The organism is Streptacidiphilus sp. PAMC 29251 (assembly GCF_054208735.2).
Genome location: NZ_CM135725.2, coordinates 6,062,046 through 6,075,203, shown reverse-complemented (window position 1 = coordinate 6,075,203; position 13,158 = coordinate 6,062,046). Strand labels below are relative to the sequence as shown.

Annotated in this window: 11 protein-coding genes; 7 read left to right on the top strand and 4 right to left on the bottom strand. The window is 69.3% G+C overall.

The window, feature by feature from the left end:
- Positions 1 to 10: 10 nt before the first annotated feature.
- The 7 genes from ACXKR8_RS28970 (at position 11) to ACXKR8_RS28940 (ending at position 6,314) form a co-directional block, all read left to right on the top strand.
- A complete protein-coding gene (locus ACXKR8_RS28970) occupies positions 11 to 850 on the top strand; it encodes a phosphate ABC transporter ATP-binding protein (RefSeq protein ID WP_458267518.1) in 840 nt (279 codons plus the stop codon).
- 183 nt (positions 851 to 1,033) lie between these two features.
- Complete coding sequence (locus ACXKR8_RS28965) at positions 1,034 to 2,011, top strand: serine/threonine-protein kinase (RefSeq protein WP_458267517.1); 978 nt, start codon at positions 1,034 to 1,036, stop codon at positions 2,009 to 2,011.
- Positions 2,004 to 2,462 carry a hypothetical protein gene (locus ACXKR8_RS28960; RefSeq protein WP_458267516.1) on the top strand — a complete coding sequence of 153 codons (459 nt, stop codon included), beginning with the start codon at positions 2,004 to 2,006 and terminating at the stop codon, positions 2,460 to 2,462. The genes ACXKR8_RS28965 and ACXKR8_RS28960 overlap by 8 nt, the downstream gene beginning before the upstream one ends.
- Before the next feature lie 47 nt (positions 2,463 to 2,509).
- A complete protein-coding gene (locus tag ACXKR8_RS28955) occupies positions 2,510 to 3,541 on the top strand; it encodes a hypothetical protein (RefSeq protein ID WP_458267515.1) in 1,032 nt (343 codons plus the stop codon).
- Entirely contained in the window at positions 3,534 to 4,298 is a 765-nt protein-coding gene (locus ACXKR8_RS28950) for a vWA domain-containing protein (RefSeq protein ID WP_458267514.1), read from the top strand. The genes ACXKR8_RS28955 and ACXKR8_RS28950 overlap by 8 nt, the downstream gene beginning before the upstream one ends.
- 19 nt (positions 4,299 to 4,317) lie before the next feature.
- Complete coding sequence (locus ACXKR8_RS28945; RefSeq protein WP_458267513.1) at positions 4,318 to 5,139, top strand: PP2C family serine/threonine-protein phosphatase; 822 nt, start codon at positions 4,318 to 4,320, stop codon at positions 5,137 to 5,139.
- Complete coding sequence (locus ACXKR8_RS28940; protein WP_458267512.1) at positions 5,136 to 6,314, top strand: hypothetical protein; 1,179 nt, start codon at positions 5,136 to 5,138, stop codon at positions 6,312 to 6,314. The genes ACXKR8_RS28945 and ACXKR8_RS28940 overlap by 4 nt, the downstream gene beginning before the upstream one ends.
- 47 nt (positions 6,315 to 6,361) lie before the next feature.
- Here the strand turns inward: ACXKR8_RS28940 and ACXKR8_RS28935 are convergent, their stop codons facing one another.
- The 4 genes from ACXKR8_RS28935 to ACXKR8_RS28920 all read right to left on the bottom strand — a co-directional run bounded on the left by ACXKR8_RS28935 (position 6,362) and on the right by ACXKR8_RS28920 (position 13,150).
- Complete coding sequence (locus ACXKR8_RS28935; RefSeq protein ID WP_458267511.1) at positions 6,362 to 7,486, bottom strand: hypothetical protein; 1,125 nt, start codon at positions 7,484 to 7,486, stop codon at positions 6,362 to 6,364.
- A 55-nt stretch (positions 7,487 to 7,541) separates the two neighbouring features.
- Complete coding sequence (locus ACXKR8_RS28930; RefSeq protein WP_458267510.1) at positions 7,542 to 7,898, bottom strand: WXG100 family type VII secretion target; 357 nt, start codon at positions 7,896 to 7,898, stop codon at positions 7,542 to 7,544.
- A 305-nt stretch (positions 7,899 to 8,203) separates the two neighbouring features.
- Entirely contained in the window at positions 8,204 to 9,853 is a 1,650-nt protein-coding gene (locus ACXKR8_RS28925) for a protein kinase domain-containing protein (protein ID WP_458267509.1), read from the bottom strand.
- A 75-nt stretch (positions 9,854 to 9,928) separates the two neighbouring features.
- Positions 9,929 to 13,150: a type I restriction endonuclease subunit R gene (locus ACXKR8_RS28920; protein ID WP_458267508.1), complete on the bottom strand. Its 3,222-nt coding sequence runs from the start codon at positions 13,148 to 13,150 to the stop codon at positions 9,929 to 9,931.
- Positions 13,151 to 13,158 lie beyond the last annotated feature (8 nt).

The window sequence follows — 13,158 nt, the reverse complement described above, 5'->3', positions numbered from 1 at the left end:
GGGTCGTCATATGTCTGTCACTGAAAGCTCTGCGGCCACCGTCGTGCTGCCCGCCGTCCGCACCGGCGGGGGCGCGCCCGGGGGCCTGGAGGCCAGGGAGGTCTCGGCCTGGTTCGGCGACCACAAGGTGCTGGAGCAGGTCTCGCTGGACATGCCGGCCGGCCAGGTCACCTCGCTGATCGGGCCCTCCGGCTGCGGCAAGTCCACCTTCCTGCGCATCCTCAACCGGATGCACGAGCTGATCCCCGGCGCCGCCCTGGCCGGGGAGGTGCTGCTGGACGGCGCGGACGTCTACGCCGCCGACCGCCGGCTCACCGACGCCAGGCGGCGGATCGGGATGGTGTTCCAGAAGCCCAACCCCTTCCCCGCCATGTCCATCTACGACAATGTCACCGCCGGGCTCAAGCTCACCGGCGTCAGGACCACCCGCGCCGAGCGGGACCGGCTGGTCCAGGAGTGCCTGACCAAGGCCGGGCTCTGGACCGAGGTGCGGGACCGGCTGCGGCAGCCCGGCGGGGCGCTGTCCGGCGGCCAGCAGCAGCGCCTCTGCATCGCCCGCTCGCTGGCGGTCCGACCGCAGGTGCTGCTGATGGACGAGCCCTGCTCCGCGCTCGACCCGACCTCGACCCGGCGGATCGAGGAGACCATCAGGGAGCTGGTGGCGGAGGTGACCATCGTCATCGTCACCCACAACATGCAGCAGGCGGCCCGGGTCTCGGACCGCTGCGCCTTCTTCCTCGCCGCCCAGGGCGTCCCCGGCGGCATCGTCGAGTACGGGCCGACCGCGGCGATGTTCGGCTCCCCGCAGGACTCCCGCACCGCCGACTATGTGCACGGCCGCTTCGGCTGATCGCCGCGGACTTCGGCTGACCCCCGCGGGCGTCGGCCGATCCCCGCGGAGTGGCTCATTCCGGCGGGATGGCTGATTTCTCCCAACTGTCTGTCAGTTCCTATGACGTCACCATGAGTTTCGCGGGACACTCTTACCATTCACAGCGTCGGAAACGACGAGCCCGGAGTGGGGGTGGGCGCAGTGCGGACTCCTGTCAGCGATCCGCTGCGGGTGGGGCCCTACCGCATCGTGGGCCGGCTCGGCTCCGGCGGCATGGGCTGGGTGTACCTCGGCAGATCGGCGAGCGGCCGGGCGCTGGCGGTGAAGGTGGTGCGCCCGGAGCTGGCCTCCGACCCGCAGTTCCGCAGCCGCTTCGCCCGCGAGGTGGAGGCGGCCCGGGCGGTCAGCGGAGCCTTCACCGCGGCCGTGGTGGACGCCGACACCGACGGCGAACCGCCCTGGCTGGCCACCCTCTACGTGGCCGGCCCCTCCCTGGCCGAGGCGGTACGGACGGACGGTCCACTGCCCGAGGCGGCGGTACGCCTGCTGGGAGCAGGCCTGGTGGAGGCGCTGCAGGCGATCCACACCGCGGGGGTGGTGCACCGGGACCTCAAGCCGGCCAATGTGCTGCTGGCCGAGGACGGCCCCCGGGTGATCGACTTCGGCATCTCGCTGTTCGGCGGCTCCAGCTCGATCACCACGGTGGGCACGGTGATGGGGACGCCGCCGTTCATGTCCCCGGAGCAGTTCAAGGGCGATCCGGCCGGCCCGTCCAGCGACGTCTTCTCGCTCGGAGCGGTGCTGGCCTTCGCCGCGACCGGGGAGGCCCCGTTCGGCTCCGGCACCGGGGTGATGTACCGGATCATCCATGAGCGGCCCACGCTGGGCTCGGTCCCGGCCGGGCTGCGCCGGCTGGTGGAACGCTGCCTGGCCAAGGCCCCCGCGGACCGGCCGACACCGGCCGCGCTGCTGGACGAACTCACCGCCGAGGCCGCCCCGGTGTGGCCGCCGCCGACCCTGGCCGAGAACATCCAGGTGCGCAAGGACGACCTCGCCGCCCGCAACCACAGCCGGGGCTCGGTGACCTCGGTGCCGTCCTGCCTGCTGCTGCACGCCCAAGCGCTGCTGGACGCCGGGCTGACCGACCGGATGGTCGCCGAGGCGGTGGGCCGTGGCTGAGAGCGAGGCCGTCGCCGCGCCCCCCGCCCTCGAACTCGGTTCGCACTGGCGGCCGTTGGTGACCGACTGGGCCGCCCGCAGCCACTACCGCTCGACCGAGGACGCGGCCTCGGTCTCGCTGGACTTCGACCTGACCGGCTCCGACCGCCGGGTGACCCTTCGCTTCATGACCACTACCAGCCTGCTGGTGGCGTTTATGACGGACGGTCATACGCTCCGGCCGGACCAGCTGGCGCTGGCCGCCGCCGCATCCAACGCCTGGAACACCGAGCAGCTGGTGCCGATGCTCTCGGTCTGGGACGTCCGCGGCCCCAACCCGTGCCTGGCCGGGGTCTGCGTCCTGCCGCTCACCTGCCGGATGACCCGGCAGGAGTTCGGCGTACTGGCCGAGAAGTGGGCCGACCACGCACGTCAGATGTTCACCCGGTGCCATCGGGTGTTCCAGCTGTAACGCCCTCGTCGAGGAATTGCCGACCAAAAAAACTGGGGGGACCAGTGGTGTCATCCGATAGGGCCGGTACGGCGCGGCGAAGTCGCCCCGCCGTGCTGCTCCTGCTGGCCCTGCTCGTCCCGCTGCTCGGGCTGGCCCCGGGCGACGGGGCGACACCGGGCAAGGGGACCGCGTCGAGCTGCACGACGGTGCTGTGCACGGTGCAGCAGGCCAAGCCGGGCGCCACCGTCCCGGAGGAGCTGAAGGGCCCGAAGACGGTCGCCGACCTGGGCGACCTGGCCGCGCTCGGGCGCGAACTCAGCCACCGGACCCTGCAGGTGTCGGTGGACAAGGGGGTCACCACCGGGCCGGGCGGGAGCATCCTGCTGGACCTGGCCAAGCAGGACCACCGTTTCGTCGACCCGTCCAGCCAGGTCTCCACCCTCGACCCGGTCGCCGCCGGGCAGCTCAGAGTGCTGGAGAAGGGCGGCTGCGACGATCTGTGCACCGCCCTGACCGGGAGCGGGGCTGGTCCGGGCACCGGGACCGGCACCGGCACTGGGGTCAAGGCGCTGGACGGGAAGGATCTGATCAAGAACGGTCAGGCCAAACCCGAGCCCACGCCGCCCGCCACCAACAAGTCCAAGCCCGCCAAGCACAGTTCGGGCCCCAGCGGGCTGCTCATCGGCGGCGTGGTCGCCCTGCTGCTCGCGCTGCTCGCGCTGCTGGCACTGGTGGTCCGCCGTTCCAGCGGCGGCCGCGGCCGGCCGTACGGCGATCGGTACGACAACGAGTCGGCGCCGGGCGACCGTCCGACCGAGGCCATGACCGTCACCACGATCACGCGTCCCGCGAGGACGCCCCGCCCAGCCGAGCTGCACCCCGCCACCGTCGCCACCGACCTGCATCCGCAGGGCTATGTGGACATCGACCAGTGCCTCTACCGCGCGGTCTGGTCGGACTCCGACGAGCCGCCGGCCCCCGGCGGGGCGGTCGAGGTGGCCCGCCCGGACCCGGACGACCCGGCCCAGGATCCGGACGTCCTGCTTGCCTTCCTCCCCGACCAGACCGCCGCACCGCAACGGAGACTCCATGCGTAATGACCCGCACGCGAAGACCCTCCCGTACCAGTACGCCGACATCGAGATCGAGAACAACGCCCAGCGGCTCCCCCTGGTGCTCTGCCTGGACACCTCGCACTCGATGCTGGGCGGGCCGATCGGCTCGCTCAACGCGGCCCTGCAGGAGTGGACCAGGGAGCTGCACGACGATGTGAGCCTCAGCTACAGCGTCGAGGTGGCCGTGGTCACCTTCGGCGACGCCGGGGTGAACGCCTGGCAGGGGCCGCATCTGCTGCCGCCGCAGGCCAGGGTCAGCCCCTTCGTCCCCGCGTACCAGTTCCAGCCGCCGCAGTTGAGGGCCGCCGGGGTGACCCTGATGGCCGAGGCGCTGGAGCTGTCGATGCAGATCGTCGCGGCCCGGAAGACCGAGCTGCGACAGCTCGGGCTGCAGTACTACCGTCCGCAGATCTGCCTGGTGACGGACGGTCTGCCGACCGACGCCACCGGGCACCTCACCGACGCCTGGCAGCGCATCGTGCCGGTGCTGACCGAGGAGCAGCGGGCCAAGCGGTTCCGGCTCTACGCGATCGGCGTCGGCAGCATCACCGACCGGGCCGAGGAGGTGCTGCGGGCGTTCGCCCCGGCGTTCAACGCCCGGCTGCAGGGATTCCCGTTCCGCGAGCTGCTGCAGATGATGTCGGCCAGTGCCAACGCCGAGCAGAAGGGCGCGGGGGACGAGGTCTTCGAGAAGATCTTCAGCCAGTTCAAGACCCAGCGCCCCGCCTGGGAATCCTGAACCGGGGGCGGGCGAAGCGATGGACGAGGAAACGGTGGCGCTGACCACCGGGCGCCGCTCCGGCGAGTGGCGGATCCACGGCGTCAGCGTCGAGGGCTACCGGCACCGGCGGTCCGGCATCCCGTGCCAGGACGCCCATCTGTACGGGGTCTCCGGGCCGCCGCAGGCGTCGGTGACGGTGCTCGCGGTGGCCGACGGCGCGGGCAGCCGGCCGCGCTCGGACGAGGGCTCGGTGCTCGCGGTGGAGCTGGCGGTGGGGTACTTCGCCCGCCGCGCCACCGCCTGGCCGCGGACCACGGCCGGGGTGAACGCCTCGCTGCGGGAGGCCTTCCTGGACGTCCGTGAGGAGTTCCTGCGGCGCACCGGCAAGGACGCCGACGACTTCGCCACCACGCTGACCGTGGTGGTGCTCACCCCGACCTGGATCGGCCACCTCAGCGTCGGCGACGGCTTCGCCGTGCTCAGGTCCGGCACGGTGGACGGCGTGCCGCAGTTCCATCTGCTGCCGCAGCCCCCGGCGGTCAGCGAGTACAGCAATGAGACGGTGTTCCTGACCTCGGCCGACGCCGAGCGCCGACTCAGCACCGCCTGTGTGAACGACCCGGGTGTGGACGGTGTGCTGCTGTCCACGGACGGCCTGGCCCAGGTCGCCCTGTCCTGGACGGACGGTCAGCCCCGACGGCCCAAGGAGTCCTTTGTGAAGTCGGTGCTGCGCACCCTGGACCACCCGGGCGCGGATCCCGAGGAGGACCACCAGGCACTGGCCGTGCTGCTCCGCTCGGACCGGCTGACCGCCGTCAATGCCGATGACAAGACACTGCTGAGGGCGGTTCGCCGATGACCGGGCAGAGGATCCTGCTGAACACCCGCCAGATCGAGCTGGCCGCACTGCCGTTGAAGAGCGGCGGCGAGGCGGCCGTCTACACCGTGGTCGGCGACGACGACATCGTGGTCAAGCTCTACCGCGACCAGCCCGGCCCGGAGCAGGAGCGCAGGCTGGAGCGGATGGTGCGGATGACCCCGCTCGGCGGCCGTCCCACCGATAGCTCCCAGCCGTCCGAGCTGGCCTGGCCCACCGCCCCGGCCCGCGGCCCCGGCGGCGAGTTCCTCGGCTATGCCATGCACCGGTTCGGCGAGCCGCAGCACGTACGACTGGTCGGTCTGTTCACCCGCTCGCAGCGGCTGCGGCTGTTCCCGGAGCGCGTCGACTGGCGGTTCCTGCTCGGCGTGAGCTGGAACCTGGCCTTTATGACCGCGCGGATGCACCACGAGAACCTGGTCGTCGGCGACTTCTCCAGCAACAACGTGGTGGTGGACGGCAATGGCTTCGTCACCTTTCTGGACTGCGACTCCATCGCCTTCACCGACCCCGGCACCGGCGAGTACTTCCCGTGTCTGATGCAGACCGCCGACTACTGCGCCCCCGAACGCCAGAAGGGCGGCCCGGCCACCGAGGGCAGCGACAACTTCGCGCTGGCGGTGCTCATCTACCAGTTGCTGACGGTCGGCAACCACCCCTTCGGCGGGGTGCCGCACGACAGCGACTCCCAGTCCACGGTCAAGGACAACATCGCCGCGAGCTGCTCCTACGTGGTCCGCCCCGAGCGGATCATCGTGCCGCGCGGGGTGATCGACCCCACCGTCCTCCCTCCTGAACTGCTGCGGCTGGCCCGGACCGCGTTCGGCCCGGGCGTCACCGACCCGGCCGCCCGCCCCTCGGCCGAGGACTGGCTGCGCGCGCTGGACGCGGAGCGCTCCCGGGTCCAGGTCTGCCGGGTCAGGCCGCGGCACAGCTACGGTTCCCACCTGGTCGGCTGCCCCTGGTGCGAACGGGCCGGGCGCACCGGCCACGACGACTTCAACCAGGCCGCGGCGCCCGGGGTGGTCCAGGGCGCGGCGATCAACGGCTCGACCGATCCGACCAACGTGACCAAGGAGTCGCACACCACGCGTACGGTCCTGATCGTGCTGGCCGTGCTGGTCTTCCTGATCATCGTCATCGCGTCAGCCGGCTGAGGCGGGGCGGCCGACTGAGGCGGGGCGGCCCCGGGGGGTGGACCCGCTTAGCCGACGCCGTTTCTGCGATAGGGGTAGTAGGGCCCGGAGCCGGAGTAGTACGGGTATGGGATGACGTGGGAGATGCAGCCCTGGGAGCCGCTGTCCTCGATGCCGATGTACTGGGTGTGCGCGGCATCGGCCCAGCCGCCGAAGATCAGGGTGTGGTCGCCCGCGATCATCGCGTCGCCCGGTTGCAGGTCGTCCTTGCTGATCCGGTGCGAGACATCGGGGCTCATCAGCCCATAGGTGTCCAGCCCCGGCCCCGGCAGCCCCCAGGCGTCCGAGACCAGGCCCGAGCAGTCGACCCGGTAGCCGTTGGTGACGGACGACTGGCTGTAGCCGAGCCGGTGCTGGGCCCGCTCCAGAGCCCGGTCGACGATGCCCCTGCGCTCGGCCGAGACCCCGTCGAGCCGGGGTTCGTCCACGACACCGCCGCCCTCGCCGTTCCGCGGATGCTGCCGCCCACCGCTGGACCAGCCGTCCCAGCCGCGGCTGTCGGTCTGCGTCTGCCAGTCACCGACGCCCCCGTCCTTGAGGATTCCGCCGCCGCCCGCGCCGCCACCACCACCGCTCGAACCGCCACCCGAGTAGCCACCACCCGCGTAGCCGACGCCGGAGGAGCTGCCGCCGGAGTAGCCGCTGTTGCTGGAGCCGCCCCCGGAGTAGCCGCCGCCGTTGCTGCCACCACCACTACCGCCGCCGCCTCCACCCCCCGCCGTGGCGCTCCCCCAGCCGGCGAGCGCGGTGCTGCCGCCGCCCGCCGACTCCGGGGTGATCTTCCGCAGCCCCTCGGCGACCTCGTGGTCGATGGCCTGGTACTCGGCCACCACCGCCTTGATCTTGCCCGCGTCCTGGGCGATGTCCTCGGTCAGCCTCACCTTGGTCGCGAGCAGGCTCGCGACCTGCGACTCGATCTGCTTGACCTCCCTGGCCACCGCCAGCGCCGCCCCGAAGCCCGGCGACCCGGCCAGCGGGCCGGCCCGCAGGTCGGTTGCGGCGGCTCTTGCCAGGACGGTCCGGATCCGGCCCAGATCCTTGCTCATCTCGGCCATACGTTCGCTGACGGAGCGCCAGCCATGCTGGACCTCGGTCAGTTCGTGCAGTTGAACACCGAATTCCCTGCTGGTCATACGGTTCGATCCCCTTGCTGTACGAGCTTTGTGCTGACTCAGCAGCCGTGCCGACTCAGCAGCTGTCGGCCAGGCGTTCGACCGACCGGCCGAGGCCGTCGAGGCTGTCGGCGACCGAGGTGAGTTCGCGCACCCGGGTGCGCGCGTGGCCGACGAAGGCGTCCGACGCCGTTCCATGCCAGCTGAGTCGTCCGAGCGCGGTCGCGATCTCCTTGCCGAGATCGTCCATCTTCGCGCCCAGTATCGAGAGTTCAGCCGCGATCCGGCGCAGTTCCGGAGCGCCGCCGTCGAACATCTCGCCGAGTGCCCGATGGGCGATCCCGGTCGGTGCAAGGCCGTTGTCGGCCCCGTTCAGGACATTCAAAACCGCCCCCGTGGTTTCGTTGCCGAAAAAGACAAAAGCCCAGGTCACGGCGAGTGAGTCCTGGGCTTCTGCAGGGCCGCCTTCGGGATTCGAACCCGAGACCTACGCATTACGAGACCATTGGGGTTCATGACGGCTGGTTCCAGCTCGTGTCGCCTAGTGCTGTTTTACCTGATCAGAGCACATTCGGACAGTTCGTCCGTGACACCCTGTGTTACCTCGTCCAAAGGCGTCCGGCCGCACTCCGGCCGCACACGGTCACACCTACGAGGTACCAGGCCGCCAAAAGGGCGTTGTCACTGCCCTACAAGTTAGCCCCGGCGGAGACGGAAGGACGTCACGGCCGCCGACAATCAGCCCAGGTCCTGGCGAAGACGGAGGAGATAGGCGTCGATCTGCGCGAGACCTGGCCAATCGCTTCCCCGTAGGCGGGAAGTCTCCGACCGGAGCCGGTCGCCGACGTCCAGCGCCTGCGGGAGGCTTTCCGCCGCTGCATACAGACTCGTGAGTCGCGCCAGGGCATCCAGATGGCGGCTGACGGCGTCAGCGTCGTCTGGGTTCGGCGTGATCTCAGTGACATGATCGAAAGCTTGAATAGCAGCGGTGGCGTCGCCGAGCTCCATCCGGCACTGCGCGGTGTAGTACCAGCACAGCTGGGCTTGCTCGTCTTGGGCACCGTAGCGTTCGGTATAGTCGCGGGCGAGCGGCTCGAACAGTCCGAGCGCTTCGCGGTGGCTGCCAGCCAGGAACTTCACCTGTGCGAGACTGAACCACATTCCTTCCCTGAGTTCCAGATCAGCAGCTCTCATAATCGCCTCCGTTAGAACGTCAGCGGCTTGGGTGAACTGACCTTCCCGAGCCAGGCTCGATGCGCGTTCGGAGACTACGTCCGCCTCCTGCTCGGTCAGTGCAATAGGGCCTGACGGTTGTCCTTGGTCTGCAACCACCGGATGGAGCGAAAGGGGCGAAGGAACCACCAAGGCAGGCGTGTAGGTGGCGGTGGCGCTGCTGCTGCGCGCCCGACCCCCGAAGGGTCGCAGGAAAGGCAGGCTGGGGTTGAGGTCGTCGTCGGTTGCGGCCTGGGTTCCGGTGGTGGCGAGAACGAAGGGCAGGAGTGCGTCATAGACCTCCATTGCGCCCATACGCTGCTCAGATTCCTTCGTGAGCATCGCCAGCAACAGCTTCTCGATGTCAGCCGGCACGTCCGGTCGCAGGGAGCGGATGGGGGGTGGCGGGGTATGGACGTGGTGCCACATGTGGGAGCGGCTGTCGTCGGGAGTGAAGGGTGGCTTTCCGGTGAGGAGCTCGTGGAGAACGCAGGCGAGAGCGTAAATGTCCGCAGCAGGACCGACGGCGTTGGCCAAGCTCTGCTCGGGTGACATGTAGGGGGGAGTGCCCACGGTCATGCCGACCTGCGTGAGCCGGGACAGGCTACCTACTCCGCGTAGGGCGGCGACTCCGAAGTCGAGGACTTTGACCACACCTCCGGGGGTGATCATCAGGTTGGCAGGTTTGATGTCGCGGTGGACGACGTCGTGGTGGTGCACGGTGTCGAGGACGGAGGCGATCTGGGCCCCGACGGCCGCAGCCCACGAGACGGGCACCGTCTCGCTGTCGTAGTCGGTTTCGTCGATAAAAGTCTGCAGCTCGCGGCCCTGCAGGAGCTGCATGACGACGAACAGCCGTCCACTCGCGTCATCGGTACCAGTGTCGTAGACAGCAGGAACACCGAGGTGATCGAGGCTGGCGGTGATCTGGATCTCGCGCAGGAACCGGGCTCGGCGGGTCTGCAGGGTCTCTTCGAAGGCCGCGCCCTGGAAGCCGGGTGAAGCAGGGCTCTCGGCCAGCATCATCTTCACTGCCACCCGGCGGTCCAGGCGTTCGTCGTACGCCTGCCAGACTTCGCCCATGCCGCCCGCGCCGATGGGCGTGTGCAGCCGGTACCGACCCGCGATTAGGCGGGCGGGTACGTCGGCGTCGAAGTTCGGCGCGCCCTGCACCATGCGAGGACCCTCTCTGCATGGGCGGCGCACAACTGCCCCGCCTAACCCCTCATCTGACGTTCTGTGGAGCACAGGCTATGCTGTCGGTGGCTCCGCCCGGCGGCTTCCGGTGGACTTCAGTTCGGCAGCTCGCTGCTCGGTGACCCGACGCTCGGCCTCGCGCCGCACCGGGCGGCGGATGAGCTGGTACGCCTGCTGGGTCGCGACCTGCTTGAACAGGCGGTTGACGTCGGCGTCGTCGAAGTAGCGGACCATCAGGGCGTCGTTGGACGCCGCCTGGTCAATGACGATCCGGTCGAGGTCCTTCTCCAGTTCCCCGCCGAAGACGTCCTGGTCCTGGTGCAGAGCGATGGCCCGTAGTTCGGGGTCCTCGCTGACGGCGACCACCAGCTGGCCGAGCAGGATCTGGTCGGCGGTGGACAGTCCCGTGCCGTACTCGTCGTTGACGGACTGGATCACCTCGGCCAGCGACATCTCTTCCCCCTCGGCCACTACCCCGCCCGCTTCGGGAACCAGGCCCGGCAGCACCTGCGCGCCGGCTGCCTCCAGGCGCAGTTCGGGGGTGCCGGTCTGGGCGATGCGCATATGGCTCGGGACGGCGGCCCCGATGTCTGCACCGGCGCTGCGAACGGGCGCGGGCAGGCGGCGCAGCAGGAAGCGTCCGTATTGGTAGAGCCTTTCCAGTTCCAGGTTCTCAAAGCCGATGACGTGGGAGAGCCAGCCATACGCCTTGGTGTAGGAGTCAAGGGCGCGGCGGAACTCGGCGGCAGTGTCGGGCTCAGTGGCGTTGAGGGCGTTGAAGCGGTCCAGGGCGGGCTGGAGGTATCCATAGAGGCGGGCGTGGGCCTTCATGACGGCGGTGTCGGTCGCCTTGCCGCCTTGGAAGGCGGCGAAGTACGCGGTGACGAAGGCGTCCATCTCGGCTTCCACCAGGAGCTGGTAGGCCATCACTTCGCGTTCGCGGTCGAACAGCAGGTTGGGGTCGGTGGGTTCGTTGACCGATGCCTCGTAGTACTGCTGGAATGCCTGCTCGATGTCTTCGGGCCGGTTGGCGAAGTCGAGGATGAACAAATCCTCGGTGGTCTTGAGCGGGTGAGTGCGGTTGAGCCGGGACAGGGTCTGCACCGCCGCCAGTTTCACAAGGATCTTGTCCACATACATGGTGGTCAGCAGTGGCTGGTCGAAGCCGGTCTGGTACTTTTCGGCGACGACGAGGATGCGGTGCTCGGGCTTGGGGACAGAGGGCGGGTTCGGGTCGTCCGCGCGGGTGTAGCCGAAGCGGGTCGGCAGTTCGCGCTCGGGGAAGCCGTTGAGTTTGGGCTCGGTGTACTCGATCCCGTCGAGGGTCAGCGCCCCAGAGAACGCGACCAGGGTGCCGCAGTCGGTGAAGCCGCGCTGGTCGATGTAGGCACGCATGGCCTGGTAGAGCCGCACGGCGTGCTCGCGGCCGGAGGTAACCACCATCGCCTTGGCCCGGCCACCGAGGCGCGGGCTGGAATGCGAACGGAAGTGATCGACGATGATCTTCGCGCGGGATGCCATCGATGCCTCCGACATCAGCGCGGCCCTGACCAGCTTCGAACGGGCCTTGCGCGGGTCCACCTGCTGTTCCGCCTCGTCAGCGGCGGCCTCCTGGAGCTTGAAGTAGGTGGCGTAGGTGATGTAGTTACCGAGCACGTCGAGGATGAAGCCCTCCTCGATGGCCTGCCGCATCGAGTAGACGTGGAACGGTCCCTTCTCCGGCTCCCCTGAGCCGGGGTTGGGGTAGGGGGAGCCGAAGAGGTCAATCGTCTTCGCCTTAGGGGTGGCTGTGAACGCGAAGAAGGACAGGTTCGGCTGCTTGCCACGGGCCAGAGCTGCAGCCGTCAGGGGGTCACCGTCCTCGTCTACCGCATCCGAGCCGAGGCGTCCCAACGCCTTCTTCAGCGCCGCCGCGCTCTCCCCACCCTGGGAGGAGTGCGCCTCATCGATGATCACCGCGTAGTGCTGCCCACCCAGCCCCGCGACCTTGTCCAGGACGAAGGGGAACTTCTGCACCGTGGTGATGACGATCCGGGCGGTCGGCCCGGTCAGCGCGTCCGCGAGCTGCTGGGAGCTCTCGTCGATCCGTACGACCACGCCGGCCTTGTGGTCAAACTGGAAGATGGTGTCCTGAAGCTGCTTGTCCAGCACTCGGCGGTCGGTGATCACGATCACTTTGTCGAAGACCAACTCGTTCGCCCCCAGGCCGGAGGCGAGTGCGGCGGGCGCGATCAGCCCGGGGTCGTGGGAGGTGTGCAGGCTCGACAGGTGGTGCGCCAGCCAGGCGATGGTGTTGGACTTGCCCGAGCCAGCGGAGTGCTGGATCAGGTAGTTCTCCCCCGCGCCGTGGCGAGCGGCGTGTGCGATGAGCTTGCGCACGGCGTCCCACTGGTGGAATCGCGGGAAGATCAACGGCTGCGTATGCGCGCTGCCGGGCTTGTGCGACGGCGCCCGCCCTGCCTTCGCGGCGGCGTCCTCCACGTGCAGGAACCGCTGCAGCAGCTCCAGCCAGTTGTCCCGCACCCACACCTCGTCAAAGAGATAGGAAGTGGAGTACGTCCCGTCGGTGGGGGCCGGGATGTTCCCCGCTCCGCCGATCTGGCCGGGACCGCCGGAGCCGGTGTTGAGGGGAAGAAAGCGCGTTGCATCCCCGGCCAGGCGGGTCGTCAGGAAGGCGAGCGTCGGGTCGACCGCGAAGTGGGCAAGGCTGCGCTTGGCGAAGAACAGTTCCTTCGGGTCTCGGTCGCGCCGGTACTGCCGCTTGGCGTCCTCGACGGTCTGGCCGGTCAGCCCGTTCTTCAACTCCACGGAGGCGACGGGCAGTCCGTTGAGGAAGAACGCCATGTCGAGGGTGTCGGCCGGGCGGGAGGCCGAGTAGTGGAACTGGCGCACGAAGGTGAGCCGATTGGCGTCGTACCCGGCAAGAGCGTCGGCAGCGAGGGTGTGTGCGGGACGGAAGTACGCAAGCTGGAATTTCACGTTTCGGTCGTTGACGCCCCGTCGCAGCACGTCCAGCAGCCCGCGTGAGTCGATCTCCCGCGCCACCCGCTTCGCGAACCTGCCGATGGCCTGCTCCTCCACCTCCCCGTAGGCCGCCTTAAGCGCCAGCCACGCGTCGTTCTGCGACGCCCTGAGGAATATGGCCAACTCGGACGTGTCGATCCCGAGTGCGCGGTCATAGGTATTCGCGAGCCCGCGCTGCCAAGCGCTGCGCAGCAGCGCCGCCTCCACAGCGTCCTCGAATGCCTTCTCGGTGTACACTCGGACGTCGTCCATCTGAATGC